Here is a 17,306-nt window from a genome sequence, read left to right as displayed (position 1 = left end):
AGGGGCCAGCGGCCGCGTGAATATCGCTTGTCTTCCCGACGGCCCGCAGGCCAGCACGGGATCGGCGTGGAGCCCCTGGTGGCCCCTACGGCATCGCCGCCGTGGGGACTGGCGGACTACGTAAGACAGGTGACAGCCGCGCCGCTGCCCCTTCATTCTCAGCGATGCCGACGCAGCGATGCCGAGCTCTACCATCTATCGGCCGCCGCGCGGGACGCATGGCGGCAATACACCGGCGTGGTGCACCACATCCTGCTGATGGGCATGGCGACCGTTTGGATGGGACCGCTATCCCGCCGCGAACATCGCGATCCGGACCAGGGCGCTGATCACCATCACCACCAGCAGGATGCGCGACAGGGTGGAGATCGGGGGCATGGCGAGGCTCCTTCCGGGGCGGGGTGATCTGCTTTATCCACCACGGCCATGCAGGACGCGACCGACTCCCGCCTCGCCGAACAGTACGAGGCCTATCCCTACCCCGCCCGCGACCCGCGGGACGAGGCGAAGCGCCTGATCGTCGGCAGCCCCAGCCACCTCCGGGAAATCGACCACTGGGTGTTCGGCGCCCGCCGCCCCGCCAGTCAGCCGTTGCAAGCCCTGATGGCCGGCGGCGGCAGCGGCGACGGCACCATGATGCTGGCACAGCAGCTGGCCAGCGCCGGCCGCCCCGGCCACGTCACCTGGCTGGACCGCTCCGCCGCCGCGCGCGCGGTGGCGGAACAGCGCGCCCGGGTGCGCGGCCTGTCCAACGTGTCGTTCCGGAATGGCTCGCTGCTGGACCTCGCGACGCTGGGCCTGGGCGAGTTCGATTACATCGACTGTTGCGGCGTGCTGCACCACCTGCCGGACCCTGCGGCCGGCCTTGCTTCCCTGGCGGGCGCGTTGGCCCCCGGCGGCGGCATCGGCCTGATGGTCTACGCGCCGCACGGCCGCACCGGCGTCTACATGCTGCAGGACGCCTTGCGCCTGCTGGCGCCGGACAGCATGCCACCCGCCGAACGCGTGGAGATCGCCAAGCGCCTGTGGAAGCAGCTGCCCGAGACCGCCTGGCTGCGCCGCAACGCCTGGATCGACGACCACATCCGCGGCGGCGATGCCGGGCTCTACGACCTGCTGCTCAACCCGCGCGACGTCGCCTTCACCGTGCCGCAGCTCGCCGCCCTGATCGAGGGCGCCGGGCTGCAACTGCGCTGCTTCCTGGAACCCGGCCGCTACGACCCGGACCGCCTGTTGCCTGACCCCCGCCTGCGCGCCCGCACCGCCACGCTGGATGCCGTGGGCCGCGCCGCGCTGGCCGAGGCGATGGCCGGCAACATGGGCATCCACGTCGCCTACTGCACCCGCGCGGCGGACACGCCGCCCCAGCCCGCCTGGGACGACCCCGCCTCCGTCCCCGTCCTGCGCGAGATCGACGGCCCGACCCTGGCCAAGGGCATCCCGCCCGACGGCGTGCTGCGCATCGCCTTTGACGACATCCGCGTCGGCGTGCCGCTGCCGCGCCTGGCGGCCGCCATCCTGTCCCGCGTGGATGGCCGCCGCAGCATCGGCGAGATCGGTGCGGCGCTGGCCGCCAATGGCGTCGCGCCGGAAGCCTTTTTGCGCGACTTCGCGGCGCTGCGGGCGGGGCTGGAACCCTTCAACCGGCTGCTGCTGGCGGCACCCGCGTGACGGGCGCGGAAAGGTCGGGGGAAGGAATTCCCCCGAGCCCCCATCTTCTTCTTGTCTGTCCAGAGCTCGCCGATGGCACAGGGCGTGCCATGCAGGGTGACGTTGTGGCCTGCGGCAGACAGGCAGAAAAAAGATGGGGGCCTGGGGAAATCCCTTCCCCCAGCCTTCTCTCCGGCTGACCATGCCGCGCCCCGCCCTGATCATCTTCGGCGCCGCCGTGCGCCCCGATGGCGGCCCCAGCCTGACGTTGCGCCGCCGTGTGCAGGCCGCCGCGCGCTTCGGCGCGACGCTGGACGGCCCGCTCTACATCCCCACCGGCGGCCAGGGCCGCTACGGCGAGCCGGAAGCGGTGATCATGGCCCGGCTGCTGCAGGACCTCGGCGTGTCAGCCGATGCCATCCGCCAGGAGGCGACGGCGAAGGACACGCTGGACTCGGCCGTCGCCTGCGCCACGATGTTGCGGGGGCATGACGGCCCCGTCTGGGCGGTCAGCAGCGGCTACCACCTGCCGCGCTGCGTGATGCTGCTGCGGCTGATGGGCCTGCCCGCCCGTGCCGCACCCCCGCCCGAGGCCGCGATGGGCTGGCGGGACCGCTGGTGGTGGCGGGCGCGGGAAGGGGCCGCGCTGCCGGTGGACGCGGTGCTCGGGCTGCGGGCGCGCTGGCGCCGCCGCTAAAGCGGGTGGGCCTTCAGCCAGGCGACGACCTCCTCCGCGCTCCGTTCCGGGGCGGTCACGGGATAGAGCACAGCCTCGATCCGTTTGTCGCGCAGGATCAGCGTCAGGCGCTTCAGCAGGCGCATGCCGTCGGCCGTGAAGCTCGGCAGGTCCAGCGCGTCGGTCAGGTGGAATTCGGCGTCGCTCAGCACGGGAAAGGGCAGGTGCAGGCGTTCCGCCATTTCCTGCTGGTAGGCGGTGGGCTGGGTGCTGAGGCCGAACACGCCGGCCCCCAGCGCCGCCAGCTCCGCATGGTGGTCGCGGAAGGTGCAGGCCTGCGGGGTGCAGCCGCGCGCGCCGGGGATCATGTCCCAGCCTTGCGGCGCTGGTTGCCCGGGCTCGCTGGTGCGGGGATAGGCGTAGATCACGCTGCGCCCGGCGGGCAGGGCGGCCAGGTCCACGGCGCCGCCCGCCGTGGAAGGCAACGACAGCGCGGGCAGCATCTGGCTGGTCAGCCGGCTTCGGGTGGCCTGTTCGGTTTCCATGGGCATCCTCCTTGGACGTCGGCAAGAGGTTAAACTCAAGGGCGGCGCGGCATCATCCCTGAACCAGCCTCCCTGGTCCGCTGCCACCCATGTGCCCCCGGCATGGAATTGCTGTGGTAAACCCGGCCGCCCTGGCCCATCTCCCCCTGATGCACTGCCCGCCGAGGACCAACGGTTGAACGACATTCCGCACGAGCCCGTGGCCAGCCCGGCCGAGGCCGCCATCCTGGCTTCGGGCCTGACGGTTGAATCGCGCGAAATGCCGCAGCTGATCCGCCTGGTCGCGCGCCGCATGCCGGCGGACCGCGAAGCCGTGGCGGCCGCGCTGTGCGACGTGCGCCGCAAGGCCTGGACCGGCAAGCTGATGGACCTGGCCAACCGCTTCGGCGAAAGCTGGGTGCGCCGCGCGGATGCCGAGGCGGCGGCGGCCTCCATCGCCACGCCGGAACCGGACGAGGACCAGTTGCGCCACGCGCTGCGCACCGTCATCGCCGCCCGGCTGCGCGCCGCGGGACCGGACGCCCAGGCGGCGCTGGATTCCATCTCGGCCGAATTGCTGGACGCCACCGGCCACCTGCTGCCCGCCGACCGCCACGCCACGCTGGCGCAGCAGGTTGCCTGGGCCTTCGGGCTGGACCGGACGGAAACGGCTTCCTTTGTCGCCGCCGCCATCCGGGCCGAGGACCGCCGCCGCGCCGAGCTGCGCGGCGCCGAGCAGGCCGCCCGCGCCAAGCGGCGGGACGAGGTGGCCCGGCTGCGCGCTTGGGAAAAGAGCCTGGTGGGCATCGAGGGCATCCCGGGCCTCTTGGGCTGCACGCCCAAGGAGGCGCTGCGCTGGGCCGGCGCCGGGCTCTTGCCGGTGGCCCGCCGCCAGCGCGACCGCGGCGGCCGCGAGCGCTGGGAATTCGATCCCGCCGAGATCATCCCCCTCAAGCGCGATTCCGCCGAATGGCGCCGCGCCGAGCAGGAAGCCGCGCCCACGCGCAAGGGCGAGGCGCCGCAGAAGGTCTCGCTCACCCGCGTCGGCAATGCCGCCATCGCCCGCGTCGCGGCGCTGGACCGCTACGCCGCGCACTTCGCCACCGCCCGCGCCATGCAGCGGCGCATCGTGCTGGTCACCGGCCCGACCAACAGCGGCAAGAGCCACACCGCGCTGGACCGCCTGTCCACCTCCGAAAGCGGCTACGCCCTGGCGCCGCTGCGCCTGCTGGCGCACGAGTTCCGCGACGCGCTGGAATCGCGCGGCGTCGAGGCCTCGCTGTCGACCGGCGAGGAGCGCATCCACGTTCCCGGCAGCCGCCACCTGGCGGCGACCGTCGAGATGTGCCCGCTGCGCAACCCGGTGGACGTGGCGATCGTCGACGAGGCGCAATTGCTGCACGACCGCGACCGCGGCGCCGCCTGGACCGCCGCCATCATGGGCGTCCCGGCGCGCGAGGTCTTCGTGCTCGGCGCGCCCGAATGCATCCCGATGGTGGAGCGCATCGCCCAGCTCTGCGGCGACAGCGTCGAGAAGGTATCGCTGGAGCGCAAGGGCCCGCTGCGCGCCGCCGCTGCTCCGGTGGGCATCGGCGACCTCAAGGCCGGCGACGCGCTGATCGCCTTTTCCCGCCGCGACGTGCTGGACTTCCGCGCCGAGCTGGTCCGCCGTGGCCGCCGCGTGGCCGTCATCTACGGCGCCCTCTCCCCCGAGGTGCGCCGCGCCGAGGCCGCGCGCTTCCGCAACGGCGAGGCCGACATCGTCGTGGCCACCGACGCCATCGGCATGGGCCTGAACCTGCCCATCCGCCGCATCGTCTTCTCCGCCCTCAAGAAGTTCGACGGCGAGGGACGGCGCGACCTCAACGCCCAGGAGGTCAAGCAGATCGGCGGCCGCGCCGGGCGCTTCGGCCGCTTCGAGGAAGGCATCGTCGCGGTGCTGGCCGGCGCCGGCAGCCCCGACTTCGTGCGCCACCTGCTGAATGCCCCGCCCGCGCCCCCCGCCGAACTCCGCCCCCAGGTGCAGCCGGACGCCGATATCGTGCAGGCGGTGGCCGCCGAAATTGGCTCCGACAGCCTGTTCGGCGTGCTGGCGCGCATCAAGCGCGCCGTGCTGCGGCTCGACGACCCCAACTACCGCCTGGCCGACATGACCCAGGCCGCCGCCATCGCCTCGGCCATCGATGGCGTCGGCCTCGCGCTGATGGACCGCTGGACTTACGCCCTCTGCCCGGTGGACGAGCGCGATAACGGCATCCAGCGCTTGGCCCGCTGGGCAGTGGACCACGCCGCCGGCCGCCCCGTCGTGCCCCCCGCCGCCGGCCGCCTGCCCGACCCGATGCAGGCCAGCGGCGAGGAGCTGCAGCGCGGCGAGAAGGTGCACAAGCGCTTGGTGGCCTGGCGCTGGCTCTCGCTGCGCTTCCCCGCCGCCTACCCGGACATGGAACGCGCCGAGGCCGAGACGATGCGGCTGGACCACTGGATCGAGGACGTGCTGCGGCAGCAGCGGCGGGGGCGGACGGCGCTGGCTGGCTGAGGCGTGGCGCCGCCAGGGGGCGCTGCCCCCTGGACCCCCGCTGGGGTGGCAGTGCCACCCCAGACCCCGCCGTCAGAAAGCATCTGGGCCTGAAGGCCGCAGCAGGCCGCTGGCGGGGTTTGATTTAAAAAGCCACGCGGGCTGCACCCTCAATCGCCGGGGGTCATCGACCCTCGGCGCGCAGGTCCCGCAACGGCCGGGAATGCCGGGGTCCGGGGTGGCTCAGCCACCCCGGCGGGGTCCAGGGGCAGCGCCCCTGGCCTGCTTCACGCCGCTTCGAGCTGTTCCTGCAGTGACAGCCACTCCTCCTCCAGCACCTTGACCTGTTTGGTCAGGAAGCCGTGGCGCTGCGACACCTTGGCGATGTCGGAGGGCTTGAAGCGCGCGTGGGTCGCCGGGTCCGCGAGTTTCTTGGCGATGATCTCGGCTTCCTTGCCCATGCGCGCCATGTCCGCCTCGATCTGCGCCACGCGGTCACGCAAGGGCGCAAGGGCGGCCTTGCTGGCGGCGCGGGCCTCGGCACGTTCCTTGCGTTCGTCGCGCGGCTTTTCCTTGGCGTTGGCGGCGCGCGCGGCGCGGGTGCGGTCGGAGAGGTAGGCGCGGTAGTCGTCGAGGTCACCGTCGAAGGGCGTCACCTTGCCTTCGCCCACCAGCCACAGCCGATCGGCCGCCAGCTCCACCAGGTGCGGGTCGTGGGTGATCAGGATCACGGCGCCGCGGTAGTCGGCCAGCGCGCGCACCAGCGCCTCGCGCGCGTCGATGTCCAGGTGGTTGGTCGGCTCGTCGAGGATCAGGAGCTGTGGGGCTTCGCGCGTGCAAAGCGCCAGCAGCAGGCGGCCCTTCTCGCCACCCGAGAGCGAGGAGATCTTGGTCACCGCGCGCTCGACATCCAGGCCGAAGCGCGCGAGCTGCGCGCGGCACTGCGTTTCGGTCGCCTTATTGCCGAGTGCGGCCTGCATGTGGGACAGCGGCGTGCCGTTCAGGTCCAGCTCGTCGGTCTGGTGCTGCGCGAAGTAGCCGACCTTCAGGCGCGGCGTGCGCTTCACCTCGCCCCGGCTCGCTTCCAGGCGGCCGGCCAGCAGCTTGGCGAGCGTGGACTTGCCGTTGCCGTTGGCGCCGAGCAGGGCGATGCGGTCCTCCTGGTCCAGGCGCAGGTCCAGGTTGCCCAGGATGGTGCGGCCGTCGTAGCCGACATCGGCGCGGGCGAGCGCCAGGATCGGCGGCGGCAGCTCGGCGGGTTCGGGAAAGGCGAAGCGGGTGACGTGGTCCTCGATCACGGACTCGATCTGCGGCAGCTTCTCCAGCGCCTTGATGCGGCTCTGCGCCTGGCGGGCCTTGCTAGCCTGCGCCTTGAAGCGGTCCACGAAGGCCTGCATGTGGGCGCGCTGCGCCGCCACCTTGACGTTGGCCGCCTGCTGCTGCGCCGCGCGCTCGGTCCGCACCCGCACGAAGTTGTCGTAGGCGCCGGGGTAGAGGGTGATCTTGTTCTGGTCGAGATGCGCGATGGCATCGACGCAGCGCTCCAGCAGCCCGCGGTCGTGGCTGACCACCAGCACGGCGCCGGAAAAGCGCGTGAGCCAGCCTTCCAGCCAGATGGTGGCTTCCAGGTCCAGGTGGTTGGTCGGCTCGTCCAGCAAGAGGATGTCGGGTTCCAGGAACAGCGCGGAGGCTAGCGCCACGCGCATGCGCCAGCCGCCGGAAAACTCGCTGACCGGCCGCTGCTGCGCCGCCGCGTCGAAGCCCAGGCCCGACAGCACGATGGCGGCGCGGGCGGGAGCGCTGTCCGCCTGGATGGCGATCAGCCGCTCGTGGATCTCGGCCAGGCGGGTGCCGTCGGTGGCGGTGTCGAGCTCTGCCATCAGGCTGGCGCGCTCGGTGTCGGCGGCCAGCACGGTGTCGATCAGGCTGGTGGGGCCGCCGGGGGCTTCCTGCGCCACATGGGTCATGCGGGCGCGGGCGGCCAGGCGGATCTCGCCGCCGTCCGCCTGCAGCTGGCCGGTGATGGCGCGCAGCAGGGTGGACTTGCCGGCGCCGTTGCGGCCGACGAGGCCGATCTTGCGGCCGGGATCGACCATCAGGTCGGCGTTCTCCAGCAGCGGGCGGCCGGCGATGCGGATGGTCAGGTCACGGATGGCGAGGACGGTCATGGGCGACCGTGTAGAACATTTCGCCCGCCCGAAGGAACAGGCGGTTGCGCAACGGTGGGGTGCGCGGGGGTAGGGCAGCCCGGCCGATTCCAAAACAGGACGATACGCGCGGCCCGTGCGGCCCCGTGCTAGGGAGGCTTTCCATCGCCCCGAGGTGCCGTCCTGCACATCCCGCCGCCCCCGCCCAAGCCCGTTCCGCTGCCGCGCCCCGCGCGCGCGCCGCGCCGCCGGCGGTTGTGGGCCTGGATCGCGGGCTCGGCGCTGCTGCACCTGATGGCCGGCCTCTTGTTTCTGCTGGCGCCGCCGCAGCGCGAGCTGGGCTCGCCCGGCGCGGCCGAGGGCGTGCCGGTGGTGTTCGAAACCGCCGGCAGCGACGCGCCGCCCCTGCCGGACGCGCCGGACACCGCGCCGGCCCCGCCGCCGGGCGACCCCGACCCGGCGCCCCCCTTGCCGGTGCCGCCCGATGCGCCGCCCTTGCCCGGCCCGCCGTCACCCACGCCCGGCCCGCTGGCCGCCGCCCCGCCGCTGCCCGTGTCGCCCCCCGTGTCACCCCCTGTGCCGCCGCCGCCGCTGCCCCCGCCGGTCGCCGAGGCCCCGCCGCCCTTGCCCGAGCCGGCGCCGCCCGAGCCAGCCCAGGCCGAACCACCGCCGCTGGAACCTTTGCCGGGGCTGCCGCCGGCCGACCGCACCGAGCTGGCCTTGCCGCTGCGCCCGCGCCCGCCGCCACAGCCACCCGCCGAGGCCCCCCGCGCCGCGCCGCGCCCGCCCTTTCCCGGCACGCTGGACCTCAGCCGCCAGCCGTCCATCGCCTTCGCGCCGCCAGGTGGGGGCACGCCGCGCCAGCGCATGCCGCCGGGCAGCATCGACCTCAGCATGGGCCGGGTGCCGGAAAGCCGTGCGCGCCCGGCCGCCCCCGGCATCAGCAGCAGCGTGGAGCACGTGGCCGGCACGGCGCCGACCGGCGGCTGGCTGGGCGCGTTTCACGAATGGGGACAGAACCACATCTATTATCCGCCCGAGGCAGGGCGGAACGGCGAAAGCGGCATGGCGGTGCTGGAGATCGTGGTGGCGCGCAGCGGCGAGGTGCGGTCCGCGGTGCTGCGCACCACCTCCGGCTCGCGCCTGCTGGACATCGGTGCATTGTCGGTGTTCCGGGGCCAGATGGTGCCGCGCTTCACCCCGGAGATGCAGGGCGACACGATGACCCTTCGCATCCGCATGCGCTACATCCTGATCGCCGGATAAAGGGCGCGCGGCGGGCATGGACAGCCCCCGGCGTCCGGTCCAGGTTCGGCTTCCAAGAAAACAGGAGGAACCGCATGCTGCGCGTCATGACCCCCACGGCGGTGCTGCTGCTCGCCGCGCTGCCCGCGCTGGCCCAGCCGGCCCACCTGCAGCCCACCCGCGATGTCAGCGTCACCTACCGCATGAACGCTCCGGCGGCGGGTGGTGCGCCGGCCGCCCCGCAGGAAATGCGGATGGCCTTTTCCGTCAGCGAAGGCAAGCAGCGCATCGACCCGCCGGGCAACATGGGATGGATGCTGATCGACCGGAAAGCCAACACGGCGGTGATGGTGATGGATGCGCAGCGCGCCACCATGGCGATGCCCCCCGCGACGGTGGGCGCCATGACCCAGGGCGTGCCGCCCGGCGCCACCTTCACGCGCAAGGGCACCGCCACGGTCGCCGGGCTGGCCTGCACGGAGTGGGACGTGACCGCCGGCCAGGGCCGGGGAACTTCCTGCATCACCGAGGACGGCGTGCTGCTGCGCGCCGTCACCACGCCGCCGAACGGCACCCCCATGACGGTGATGGAAGCCACGCAGGTGACCTATGCCCCGGTGGAGGCCACCCGCCTCACCGTGCCGCAGGGCTACAGCCCGATGGCGATGCCGGGCGGCGCGGGCACCACGCCGGCGCGTTGAGTGGCGGATGGGGGAGGCGGGCCCTGAGGCCCGCCGAGCCTCATTCCGCCGCGGTGGCGACCACCGGCTGCATGGGCGCGTAGATCCCCGGCATCTCGCCCAGGTCATGGGCCTGCATGCCCGCCGGCTCGACCAGCCGGCATTCGTGGCGGCCGTCCTCGTGCAGCAGGTGCTCCACATAGCCCACCGGCTTGGCGCCGCCGGCGGCGCGGTGCTGCCAGGTGTCGCCGACGACGAAGGCCGCCGCCGGCGCCCAGATCTGCCGCAGCCCTTCCGACACGCCCCGGTCGCGCCACTGGTGCACGTGGCCGGACGCGACAAAGGCGGGGCGAAAGGCGTGCAGCAGGTCCAGCATCCGCCGGCGCGGCCCGGGCTGCACGGACCAGTAGGTGACGACGCTTTCCGTCACCGTTTCCTCGCACAGCGGCTTGTGCAGAAACAGGCCGATGGCGCGCGGGCCGGCGGAAGCCAGGGCGTCGGCCAGGTCGGCGAACTGCTCGTCCGCGTCCGGCAGGTCGGTGGTGGTGATCAGCGTGTCCAGTCCGATCAGCCGCCAGCCCGGCACGTCCAGCACGAAGCGATCGGCGCCGAAGGCCGCGCGCCAGCGCGACAGCCGCTCGGCATCGGCCGGCGTGTTGCCGAGGCCGGGGTCGTTGCCGACGTCGTGGTTGCCGGGAATGGCGCGCCACGGCAGGCCCAGCGCGTCCATCTTGCGGCGGGCGAACAGCAGGTCATCGATCGCCAGCTCGCCATGCGCCGACACGTCGCCGGTATGCACCACCAGGTCGGGCGCGGATTCGCGGAGATGCTCGGCCAGCGCGTCGAAGTTGGCGGAAAAGCCGGCGTGGCGCTCCGACAGGTGGGTGTCGGTGATCTGGGCAATGCGGAAGGCCATGGTGCTCAGCTCCGGCGCGGCAGGAGGCGGCGGATCTCGGCGGCCATCTCGGGCAGTACCTGCTCCGGCGTCGCACGGCTTTCCACGATGCGCGCCATGTTGTCGACCATGGTCTGCGTCACGCGCACGCTGTTGGTGCCGGGAAAGGCATACCAGGGGATGCTGATCGGGAGCTGCTTGACGGAGGCCACGAACAGCGGGTTTTCCCGGTAGAATTCGCCCAGGTACTGCGGGTCGTCGATGGCGATCTGGTTGCAGGGCAGGTAGCCGCTGGCCTTGACCATCATCGCCTGCCCTTCGGGGCCGGTGGAATAACGCAGGAACTTCATGGCCGCCGCGCGCTTCGCGGGGTCCTTGGCGGTCAGCATGCCGGCGGCGCCGCCGGTGGGCAGGCGGCCGCGCTCGGCGTCGATCACCGGCATGCCGGTGGTGCGGAGAACGAAATTGTTGCCCACCGCGGCGGCGGTGCCGCGCACCAGCGCCGTGGTCTGGAACAACATGCCGATCTTGCCCGCGGCAAAGGCCTGGCGCGCGGCCACGGCGGTCAGGTTCGGCATGCCGGCCTGCTTGACCATGCGCTCCAGCAGCTTCAGCGACGCCATGCCCTCGGGGCCGGCAAAGGCCACGTCCGTCTCGTTCTCGTTGAGCATGCGGCCGCCATGGCCGAACAGCAGCGCGGAGAACATCCAGTCGTCGCCGTTCCAGGTGTACCACAGGCCGTCGACGCCATCGCCCAGCGCGTCGATCTTCGCGGCCAGCGCCAGCACGCCGTCCCAGTCCTTCGGGAAGTTGTCCGGGTCGCCGCCGGCACGCTTCACGAGGTCGGCGTTGTAGTAGCAGATGGGGTTGGAGGCGGCGTAGGCGAGGCCGGCCTGCATGTTGCCGAAGTAAGCTAGCTTCAGGAGGTTCTCGGAATAACCCAGCGTCGCCGGGTCGGCCGCCTCCTGCTTCAGCAGCGGCAGGAGGTCCTGCGCGACGCCGCGCTCAGCGAACATGCGCAGCCGGTTGAAGCCCTGGTAGGACAGGTCCGGCAGCTGGTTGGTGGCGGCCTGGCGCAACAGAAGCTGCGCGCCTTCCTCGTAGTTCGGCGTGGTGACGAAGTTCACGCGGATGCCGGGCTCGCGCTTGTTGAAGCCGGCGAGGATGGCGTCGTAGCTTTCCTTGTAGATGTTGGGCTGCGCGTAGTGGACCGTGATCTCGGTGGCGGCGGACTGGGCGCGCGCCAGCGCCGGGAGCGCGAGGGCGGCGGGCAGCGCGAGCGCCGCGCGGCGGGACAGCTGGGTCATGGAGAGGTTCAACCTTTGAGGCCGGTGGTGGCGATGCCTTCGACAAAGCGGCGCTGCGCCAGCAGGAAGGCGATCACGAGGGGGGCGGTCATGATGACGGCGGCCGCCATCAACGCGCCGAAGTCGTCGCCCGCCTCGGCCGAGCGGAAAAACAGCACGCCGAGGGCGGGGGTCGCGTAGTCCGTGCCGTTGACGACGATCAGCGGCCAGAACAGGTCGTTCCAATGGGCGACGACGGAGAAGATGGCGAAGGCGGTGGCGGCGGGCCAGGCATTGGGCAGCACCACGCGCCAGACGATGGCGAGTTCCGAGAAGCCGTCCAGCCGCGCCGCGTGGATCAGGTCGTCCGGCAGCGAGCGGAAGAACTGGCGGAACAGGAAGATGGCGAAGACGGAGATGGTGAAGGGTGCGATCAGCGCGGTGTAGCTGTTGAGCAGCCCCACCTGGCTGAAGGCGACGTAGAGCGGCAGCGCCTGCACATGCGGCGGCACCAACAGCCCCAGCATCACCGCGCCGAACACAAGGTCCTTGCCGGGGAACCGCAGCTTCGCGAGCGCGTAGCCGGCGGGCACGGCGAACAGCAGCTGGAAGAACAGGATGCCGCCGCAGACGACGAGGCCGTTCCACAGGTAGCGGCCGACGGGGATCGTGGCGAAGACCTTGCCGTAATTCTCGATGGCGAAGAACCGTTCCGGCCAAAGCGAGAGCGAGGCCCGGAAGATCTCGTCCAGCGGCTTCATGCTGGCGGCGACCATCCAGATGTAGGGCATCAGCATGATGACGCCGGCCAGCGCCAGCAGCGCCAGCCGCGGCGCATCGCGCAGCAGGGGGGGGCGGGGTTCAGACATAATGGACCCGCTTGTCGAGAAGCTGGGTTTGCAGCCACATGATGGCCAGCACGATGGCAAGGAACACCAGCGTCACGGCCGCCGAATAGCCAAGGCGGAAGTAGGTGAAGCCTTCCTCGTACATGGTGTAGAGCAGCACCTGCGACGCCTTGTTCGGCCCGCCCTGGGTCAGCACCGCCACCGTGTCGAACACCCGCACCGCGCGGATCATGGTGATGGTCAGCACGAACAGCGTGGTCGGCCCCAGCATCGGCCAGGTGACCAGCCGGAAGCGGTCCCAGGCGCTGCGCGCGCCGTCCACCTCGGCCGCCGCGTACAACTCGCGCGGGATGGCGGTCAGCCCCGCCAGGAACAGCACCAGGTTGAACCCCAGGTTCTCCCAGATGCCGATCGCCGCCAGGGAAACCAGCACGGTGGAGCTGGAAGAAAGCCATTCCGGCGCGCCCAGCCCCGCCAGCCGCAGCATGGCGTTCAACGGGCCGATGGTCGGGTGCAGCAGGTATTGCCAGGCGGCGGCCATCGCGACGGTGAGCGAGACGACGGGCAGAAAGAACACGGCGCGGAACAGCGTGCGCCCGCGCAGCCCCGCCTCGATCAGCAGCGCCAGTGCCAGCGCGCCGGCGATGGAGCCCGGCGTCACCAGCCCCACATAGATCAGCGTGTTGCGCAGCGAGATGCCGAAGCCGCGGTCGCTCAGCATCTCGGCGAAGTTGTCGAGGCCGATCCAGCGGAAGCCCGTGGCCCCGAGCTCGAAGTCGGTGAAGGCCAGCAGCACGGTGGCCAGGGTCGGCAGCGCCAGCATCAGGACATAGGCCAGCACGGCGGGGGCGGACAGCATCCAGGCCGCCGCCGCCTCGCCCCAGGGCGCGCGGGCGGCGCGCGTCAAGGCCATGTCAGACAAGGGCGTGCATCCCCGATAACACGCTGGCGCCGACGCGGTGGCCTTCCGGCCCGAACAGCAGCGCGCGGCTGGTGTCGAACTGCAGGGCGAAGGCGCTGCCGCCGGGCGGCAGGTCCGGCCGCATCTCGGGCGGCAGGCGCAGCACCAGGGGGGTGCCGGTGGCCTCGTGGCGGGCATGCAGCAGCAGGCTCTCGCCCAGGAACTCCAGTGCCTCGGCCCGTGCCGGCAGGCCGGTGGCGGCGGGCAGCAGGTCCTCGGGGCGGATCGCCAGCGTCAGCGGGCCGGGACGGGCGCCCCAAAGCCCCACCGGATGGCCGCCGACGCGCACCATGCCGTCCGTCCCCGCCTCGGCCGGCAGGGTGTTGATGCGGGGCGAGCCGATAAAGGTGGCGACCCGCAGGTCGGCCGGGTCGGCGTAGATGGCCTCGGGCGTCGCCACCTGCAGCAGCTCGCCGCCCTGCATCACCGCCACGCGGTCGGCCATGGTCAGGGCCTCGGACTGGTCGTGCGTGACGTAGAGGGTGGCGGCGCCGGCTTGGCGGTGGATGTCCACGATCTCGCGCCGCGTCTGCACCCGCAGGCTGGCGTCGAGATTGGACAGCGGCTCGTCCATCAGAAAGGCCGCCGGGCGGCGCACAATGGCGCGGGCCAGCGCCACGCGCTGCCGCTGGCCGCCGGAAAGCTGCGCCGGGCGGCGGTCCAGCAGGGCGCGCAGGCCCAGCGCCTCGGCCGCGCGGCGCACCTCCTGGTCCATGCGGTGGCCCTCATCGGCGGCGCCTGGCATCCAGCCGCCCAGCAGCGGCAGCCGCTGCCACGCGTTCAGCCGGCGCAGCGCCAGCGGCACTCGGATGTTCTCGGCCACCGTCAGGTGCGGGTAGAGGGCATAGGACTGGAACACCATGGCCACGTCCCGGTCGCCCGGGCGCAGCCGCGTCACGTCCCGGTCGCCGATCGCGACAGAGCCGGCATCCGCCTGCTCGATGCCGGCAACGATGCGCATCAGGGTGGTCTTGCCGCAGCCGGACGGCCCGACCAGGGCCACGAACTCGCCCGCCGCGATGTCCAGCGACACGCCGCGCAGCACCTGCGTGTGGCCGAAACGCTTTTCCACGGCGCGGATGTGGATGCCGCCCGGCGGTGGATGCCCAGTGAATTCCGTCATGGGGCGGCTGCTTAACCGGGTTGCGTGACCTTCCTGTTGGGGTTCGGTGACGCTTGCATGGCATGCAGATGACGATTTCCGGTCACAACCGGGGCGTGCAGGCGGGGAAAGCGCGGCAGCCGTCTTGACCGCGCCCCCCGAGCCGTGTCCTTGCTGCCGCGCTTCTATGAGTTGGAGAATTCCTTTGAGCGATCAAAACCGCCCGATGAGCCGCCAGGACCTGATCGACGCCGTGGCGACGGCCACCAGCCTGCCCAAGAACCAGGCCGACGCCGCCCTGAAGGCGATGCTGACCAGCCTGGGCGACGCGCTGGGCGAGGGCCGCGAGGTCCGTCTGGCCGGCTTCGGCAGCTTCGCCATCAGCGAGCGCGCCGCCCGCAAGGGCCGCAACCCCGCCACGGGCGAGGAAGTGGACATCGCGGCCAGCAAGTCCGTGAAGTTCAAGCCCGCCAAGGACCTCAAGTCCCGCCTGGGCTGATCCCGCGGTCCCGGCACCGCCGGGATGGCCGGACATGAAGAAGGCCCCGGGGAGCGATCCCCGGGGCCTTCCGTCGTTCAGGCATTGTCTGTGGGCCCTGTGGGACCCGGCCTGGTACCGGCCGGCGCCAAGCGCCGGCGGGGCCTATCTCAGCGCGCGCAAGCCGGCGCGAGGGACAGAGAGATCCAGGCCTGGGCCACGGGGGCCGACGTCAAACAATGAGACACTAGATCACCTCCTTTCTGTTGTTGCTGCTGACAGAAAGCTGGGATCGCGCCGCCCCCGCCACAAGGGGCGGAATGCCGGGGGACCGCTATTTCAGCGGATGCCCCACGACAGCAGGCGTGGAGGGGGAAAGCCGGTGGCTTTCCCCGGACGGGGCCTCAGGCCTCTTCGTCGTCCTCGTCTTCCTCGTCGTCGTCCAGCGGAACCAGGAACAGGACGGTGGCGGAGTCCTCGTCCTCTTCTTCCTCCTCGTCCTCGTCCTCGCTGGCCTCGAACTCGGCCACTTCGTCCTCGGTGGAGGCGCGCAGGTTGAGCGGAGCCTTGCCGTCCCAGATGGGCTTGCCCTCGGTGGTCAGGGTCTTGAGGTCGTCCAGAAAGCCGTCGGCCTCCAGAATGGCGCGGGCATCGGCCTCGTCGGCGTTCATGATGGCGGTGGGCTGGCCACCGATCTCGAGCGTGTACATGTGCAGGGCTTTCGCGGCAGTGATAAGACGTGAACGCCCGCCTTTAGCGATCGTTTGCGCCGTCCACCACTGCGGAATGCCAGGGGCGGGGGTGCGCTATTCGTACCAGGTGCGCCCGTCGCGCTCGATCAGCGCGATCGCGGCGGTGGGGCCCCAGGCGCCGGCGGCGTAGGGGCGGGGGGGCTCGGCGCTGTCGGCCCAGGAATCCAGCAGCGGCTGCACCCAGTCCCAGGCCGCCTCCACCTCGTCGCGCCGCATGAACAGGGTCTGGTTGCCGCGCACCACGTCCATCAGCAGCCGCTCATAGGCATCGGGAAAGCGCTGGCCGAAGGTTTCCTCGAAGGAGATGTCGAGCCCGGTGGGGCGCAGCCGCAGCCCGCCGGGGCCGGGGTCCTTGGTCATCATCTCCAGCCGCATGCCTTCCTGCGGCTGCAGGCGGATCAGCAGGCGGTTGGGCTCCGACGGGCCATGCGCCCCGGCCGGGAACAGCGAGAAGGGGGGCGTGCGGAACTGCACCACGATCTCGCTGACCTTGCGCGGCAGCCGCTTGCCGGTGCGGAGGTAGAAGGGCACGCCGGCCCAGCGGAAGCTGTCCACCTGCGCGCGCATGGCGAAAAAGGTTTCCGTGGTGCTGCCGCCGCTGCCGCCCTGGGCGGCGAGCTCGGTCAGGTAGCCCGGCACCGGCTGGCTGCCCACGGCGCCCGCCACGTATTGCCCGCGCACCGACTGCGCCGCGACCTCGCCCGGGCGGATGCGCCGCAGCGCGCGCAGCACCTTGAGCTTCTCGTCGCGCACCGCGTCCGCGTCCAGCGAGGCGGGCGGCTCCATGGCCAGCAGGCACAGCAGCTGCAGGATGTGGTTCTGCACCATGTCGCGCAAAGCGCCGGAGGTATCGTAGTAGCCGGCCCTCTGCTCCACCCCCACCGTCTCGGCCACCGTGATCTGCACATGGTCGATGACGTCGGCGTTCCACAGCCGCTCGAAGATCGGGTTGGCGAAGCGCAGCGCCAGCAGGTTCTGCACCGTTTCCTTGCCCAGGTAGTGGTCGATGCGGAAGATCTGCGCTTCCGGCACCACGGCGCCCACCGCGGTGTTGATGGCACGCGCCGAGGCGAGGTCGTGCCCCAGCGGCTTTTCCAGCACCACGCGGGACCGCCCGTCGATCGCGCCATGCGCCGCCAGCCGCTCGCAGATGCTGCCGTACAGCGCCGGCGCCGTGGCCAGGTAGAACACCCGCACCTGCCCTTCGCGCTCCGCCAGGGTGGCGAGCAGAGCGGCCCAGCCGTCCTCGCCCGCGCCGTCCACCGCCGCGTAGCTCAGCAGCGCCAGAAAGGCGGCCACGCTCTGGTCGGTGCGGTCGTGGCCGGGGATATGTGCGCGCAGCGCGGCCTCGGCGCGCTCACGGTATTCGGCCGTGTCCATCTCGCTGCGCGCGGCGGCGATCACGCGGCTGTCGGTGCCGAACTGCCCGTCGCGAAAGCGGCTGTACAGCGCCGGCAGCAGCTTGCGCATGGTCAGGTCGCCGGTGGCGCCGAACACCACGTAGTCGAAGGGCTGCACGGGCAGAATGCGGGAAACCATGGGGAAAG

Annotated in this window: 15 protein-coding genes; 6 read left to right on the top strand and 9 right to left on the bottom strand. The window is 71.8% G+C overall.

Features of this window, described 5'->3' with window-relative positions; all coding sequences use genetic code 11:
- Nucleotides 1–426 precede the first annotated feature (426 nt).
- Both IAI59_RS01280 and IAI59_RS01275 read left to right on the top strand, forming a co-directional pair.
- Nucleotides 427–1,671: a class I SAM-dependent methyltransferase gene (locus tag IAI59_RS01280; RefSeq protein WP_207419361.1), complete on the top strand. Its 1,245-nt coding sequence runs from the start codon at nt 427–429 to the stop codon at nt 1,669–1,671.
- Between the two features lie 181 nt (nt 1,672–1,852).
- The gene (locus IAI59_RS01275) at nt 1,853–2,347 is read left to right on the top strand and encodes a YdcF family protein (RefSeq protein ID WP_207419360.1); all 495 of its coding nucleotides are present in this window, start codon (nt 1,853–1,855) and stop codon (nt 2,345–2,347) included.
- On the opposite strand, the gene IAI59_RS01270 is transcribed toward IAI59_RS01275, so the two are convergent.
- Nucleotides 2,344–2,871: a peroxiredoxin gene (locus IAI59_RS01270; protein WP_237180971.1), complete on the bottom strand. Its 528-nt coding sequence runs from the start codon at nt 2,869–2,871 to the stop codon at nt 2,344–2,346. The genes IAI59_RS01275 and IAI59_RS01270 overlap by 4 nt on opposite strands.
- A 175-nt stretch (nt 2,872–3,046) precedes the next feature.
- Between IAI59_RS01270 and IAI59_RS01265 the strand changes: the two genes are divergently transcribed.
- Nucleotides 3,047–5,386 carry a helicase-related protein gene (locus IAI59_RS01265; protein ID WP_237180970.1) on the top strand — a complete coding sequence of 780 codons (2,340 nt, stop codon included), beginning with the start codon at nt 3,047–3,049 and terminating at the stop codon, nt 5,384–5,386.
- 266 nt (nt 5,387–5,652) lie between these two features.
- Here IAI59_RS01265 and abc-f read toward each other — a convergent pair whose 3' ends face one another.
- Nucleotides 5,653–7,533, bottom strand: a complete 1,881-nt coding sequence (abc-f, locus tag IAI59_RS01260) for a ribosomal protection-like ABC-F family protein (RefSeq protein ID WP_207419358.1) — start codon at nt 7,531–7,533, stop codon at nt 5,653–5,655.
- A 234-nt stretch (nt 7,534–7,767) separates the two neighbouring features.
- Between abc-f and IAI59_RS23285 the strand changes: the two genes are divergently transcribed.
- Both IAI59_RS23285 and IAI59_RS01250 read left to right on the top strand, forming a co-directional pair.
- Nucleotides 7,768–8,778, top strand: a complete 1,011-nt coding sequence (locus tag IAI59_RS23285; protein WP_207419357.1) for a TonB family protein — start codon at nt 7,768–7,770, stop codon at nt 8,776–8,778.
- 74 nt (nt 8,779–8,852) lie between these two features.
- Nucleotides 8,853–9,458 (top strand): DUF4412 domain-containing protein, encoded by a 606-nt coding sequence (locus IAI59_RS01250; protein ID WP_207419356.1) that lies wholly within the window; start codon nt 8,853–8,855, stop codon nt 9,456–9,458.
- A gap of 40 nt (nt 9,459–9,498) precedes the next feature.
- Here IAI59_RS01250 and IAI59_RS01245 read toward each other — a convergent pair whose 3' ends face one another.
- From IAI59_RS01245 to IAI59_RS01225, 5 genes are read right to left on the bottom strand one after another with little or no spacing between them, the layout of a single operon-like run.
- Nucleotides 9,499–10,353: a metallophosphoesterase family protein gene (locus IAI59_RS01245; RefSeq protein WP_207419355.1), complete on the bottom strand. Its 855-nt coding sequence runs from the start codon at nt 10,351–10,353 to the stop codon at nt 9,499–9,501.
- Nucleotides 10,354–10,358: 5 nt separating this feature from the next.
- Complete coding sequence (locus IAI59_RS01240; RefSeq protein WP_207419354.1) at nt 10,359–11,639, bottom strand: ABC transporter substrate-binding protein; 1,281 nt, start codon at nt 11,637–11,639, stop codon at nt 10,359–10,361.
- Between the two features lie 8 nt (nt 11,640–11,647).
- Complete coding sequence (locus tag IAI59_RS01235; RefSeq protein ID WP_207419353.1) at nt 11,648–12,487, bottom strand: carbohydrate ABC transporter permease; 840 nt, start codon at nt 12,485–12,487, stop codon at nt 11,648–11,650.
- Nucleotides 12,480–13,379, bottom strand: a complete 900-nt coding sequence (locus IAI59_RS01230; RefSeq protein ID WP_207419457.1) for a carbohydrate ABC transporter permease — start codon at nt 13,377–13,379, stop codon at nt 12,480–12,482. Before IAI59_RS01230 ends, IAI59_RS01235 begins: the two co-directional genes overlap by 8 nt.
- A 1-nt stretch (nt 13,380) precedes the next feature.
- The gene (locus IAI59_RS01225; protein WP_207419352.1) at nt 13,381–14,550 is read right to left on the bottom strand and encodes an ABC transporter ATP-binding protein; all 1,170 of its coding nucleotides are present in this window, start codon (nt 14,548–14,550) and stop codon (nt 13,381–13,383) included.
- 205 nt (nt 14,551–14,755) lie between these two features.
- On the opposite strand from IAI59_RS01225, the gene IAI59_RS01220 reads away from it, so the two are divergent.
- Nucleotides 14,756–15,028, top strand: coding sequence for an HU family DNA-binding protein (locus IAI59_RS01220; protein ID WP_207419351.1), 273 nt, complete (start codon nt 14,756–14,758; stop codon nt 15,026–15,028).
- A gap of 383 nt (nt 15,029–15,411) precedes the next feature.
- Here IAI59_RS01220 and IAI59_RS01215 read toward each other — a convergent pair whose 3' ends face one another.
- Together IAI59_RS01215 and zwf are read right to left on the bottom strand one after the other, a co-directional pair.
- On the bottom strand, nt 15,412–15,717 hold the full coding sequence (locus tag IAI59_RS01215) for a hypothetical protein (protein ID WP_207419350.1): 306 nt from the start codon (nt 15,715–15,717) through the stop codon (nt 15,412–15,414).
- Between the two features lie 96 nt (nt 15,718–15,813).
- Nucleotides 15,814–17,298: a glucose-6-phosphate dehydrogenase gene (gene zwf, locus IAI59_RS01210; protein ID WP_207419349.1), complete on the bottom strand. Its 1,485-nt coding sequence runs from the start codon at nt 17,296–17,298 to the stop codon at nt 15,814–15,816.
- Nucleotides 17,299–17,306: the final 8 nt, after the last annotated feature.

This window comes from Roseomonas haemaphysalidis, assembly GCF_017355405.1.
Taxonomy (GTDB): Bacteria; Pseudomonadota; Alphaproteobacteria; order Acetobacterales; family Acetobacteraceae; genus Pseudoroseomonas; species Pseudoroseomonas haemaphysalidis.
Note: the sequence above shows the minus strand (reverse complement) of the source record. Positions and strands in the feature narration are given on the sequence as shown.

Excerpts from the sequence above, each read along its gene's own strand:
- IAI59_RS01280 (WP_207419361.1), top strand. The coding sequence starts at position 427 with ATGCAGGACGCGACCGACTCCCGCCTCGCCGAACAGTACGAGGCCTAT.
- IAI59_RS01275 (WP_207419360.1), top strand. The coding sequence starts at position 1,853 with ATGCCGCGCCCCGCCCTGATCATCTTCGGCGCCGCCGTGCGCCCCGAT.
- IAI59_RS01270 (WP_237180971.1), bottom strand. The coding sequence starts at position 2,871 with ATGGAAACCGAACAGGCCACCCGAAGCCGGCTGACCAGCCAGATGCTG.
- abc-f (WP_207419358.1), bottom strand. The coding sequence starts at position 7,533 with ATGACCGTCCTCGCCATCCGTGACCTGACCATCCGCATCGCCGGCCGC.
- IAI59_RS01250 (WP_207419356.1), top strand. The coding sequence starts at position 8,853 with ATGCTGCGCGTCATGACCCCCACGGCGGTGCTGCTGCTCGCCGCGCTG.
- IAI59_RS01245 (WP_207419355.1), bottom strand. The coding sequence starts at position 10,353 with ATGGCCTTCCGCATTGCCCAGATCACCGACACCCACCTGTCGGAGCGC.
- IAI59_RS01240 (WP_207419354.1), bottom strand. The coding sequence starts at position 11,639 with ATGACCCAGCTGTCCCGCCGCGCGGCGCTCGCGCTGCCCGCCGCCCTC.
- IAI59_RS01235 (WP_207419353.1), bottom strand. The coding sequence starts at position 12,487 with ATGTCTGAACCCCGCCCCCCCCTGCTGCGCGATGCGCCGCGGCTGGCG.
- IAI59_RS01230 (WP_207419457.1), bottom strand. The coding sequence starts at position 13,379 with ATGGCCTTGACGCGCGCCGCCCGCGCGCCCTGGGGCGAGGCGGCGGCG.
- IAI59_RS01225 (WP_207419352.1), bottom strand. The coding sequence starts at position 14,550 with ATGACGGAATTCACTGGGCATCCACCGCCGGGCGGCATCCACATCCGC.
- IAI59_RS01220 (WP_207419351.1), top strand. The coding sequence starts at position 14,756 with ATGAGCCGCCAGGACCTGATCGACGCCGTGGCGACGGCCACCAGCCTG.
- IAI59_RS01215 (WP_207419350.1), bottom strand. The coding sequence starts at position 15,717 with ATGTACACGCTCGAGATCGGTGGCCAGCCCACCGCCATCATGAACGCC.
- zwf (WP_207419349.1), bottom strand. The coding sequence starts at position 17,298 with ATGGTTTCCCGCATTCTGCCCGTGCAGCCCTTCGACTACGTGGTGTTC.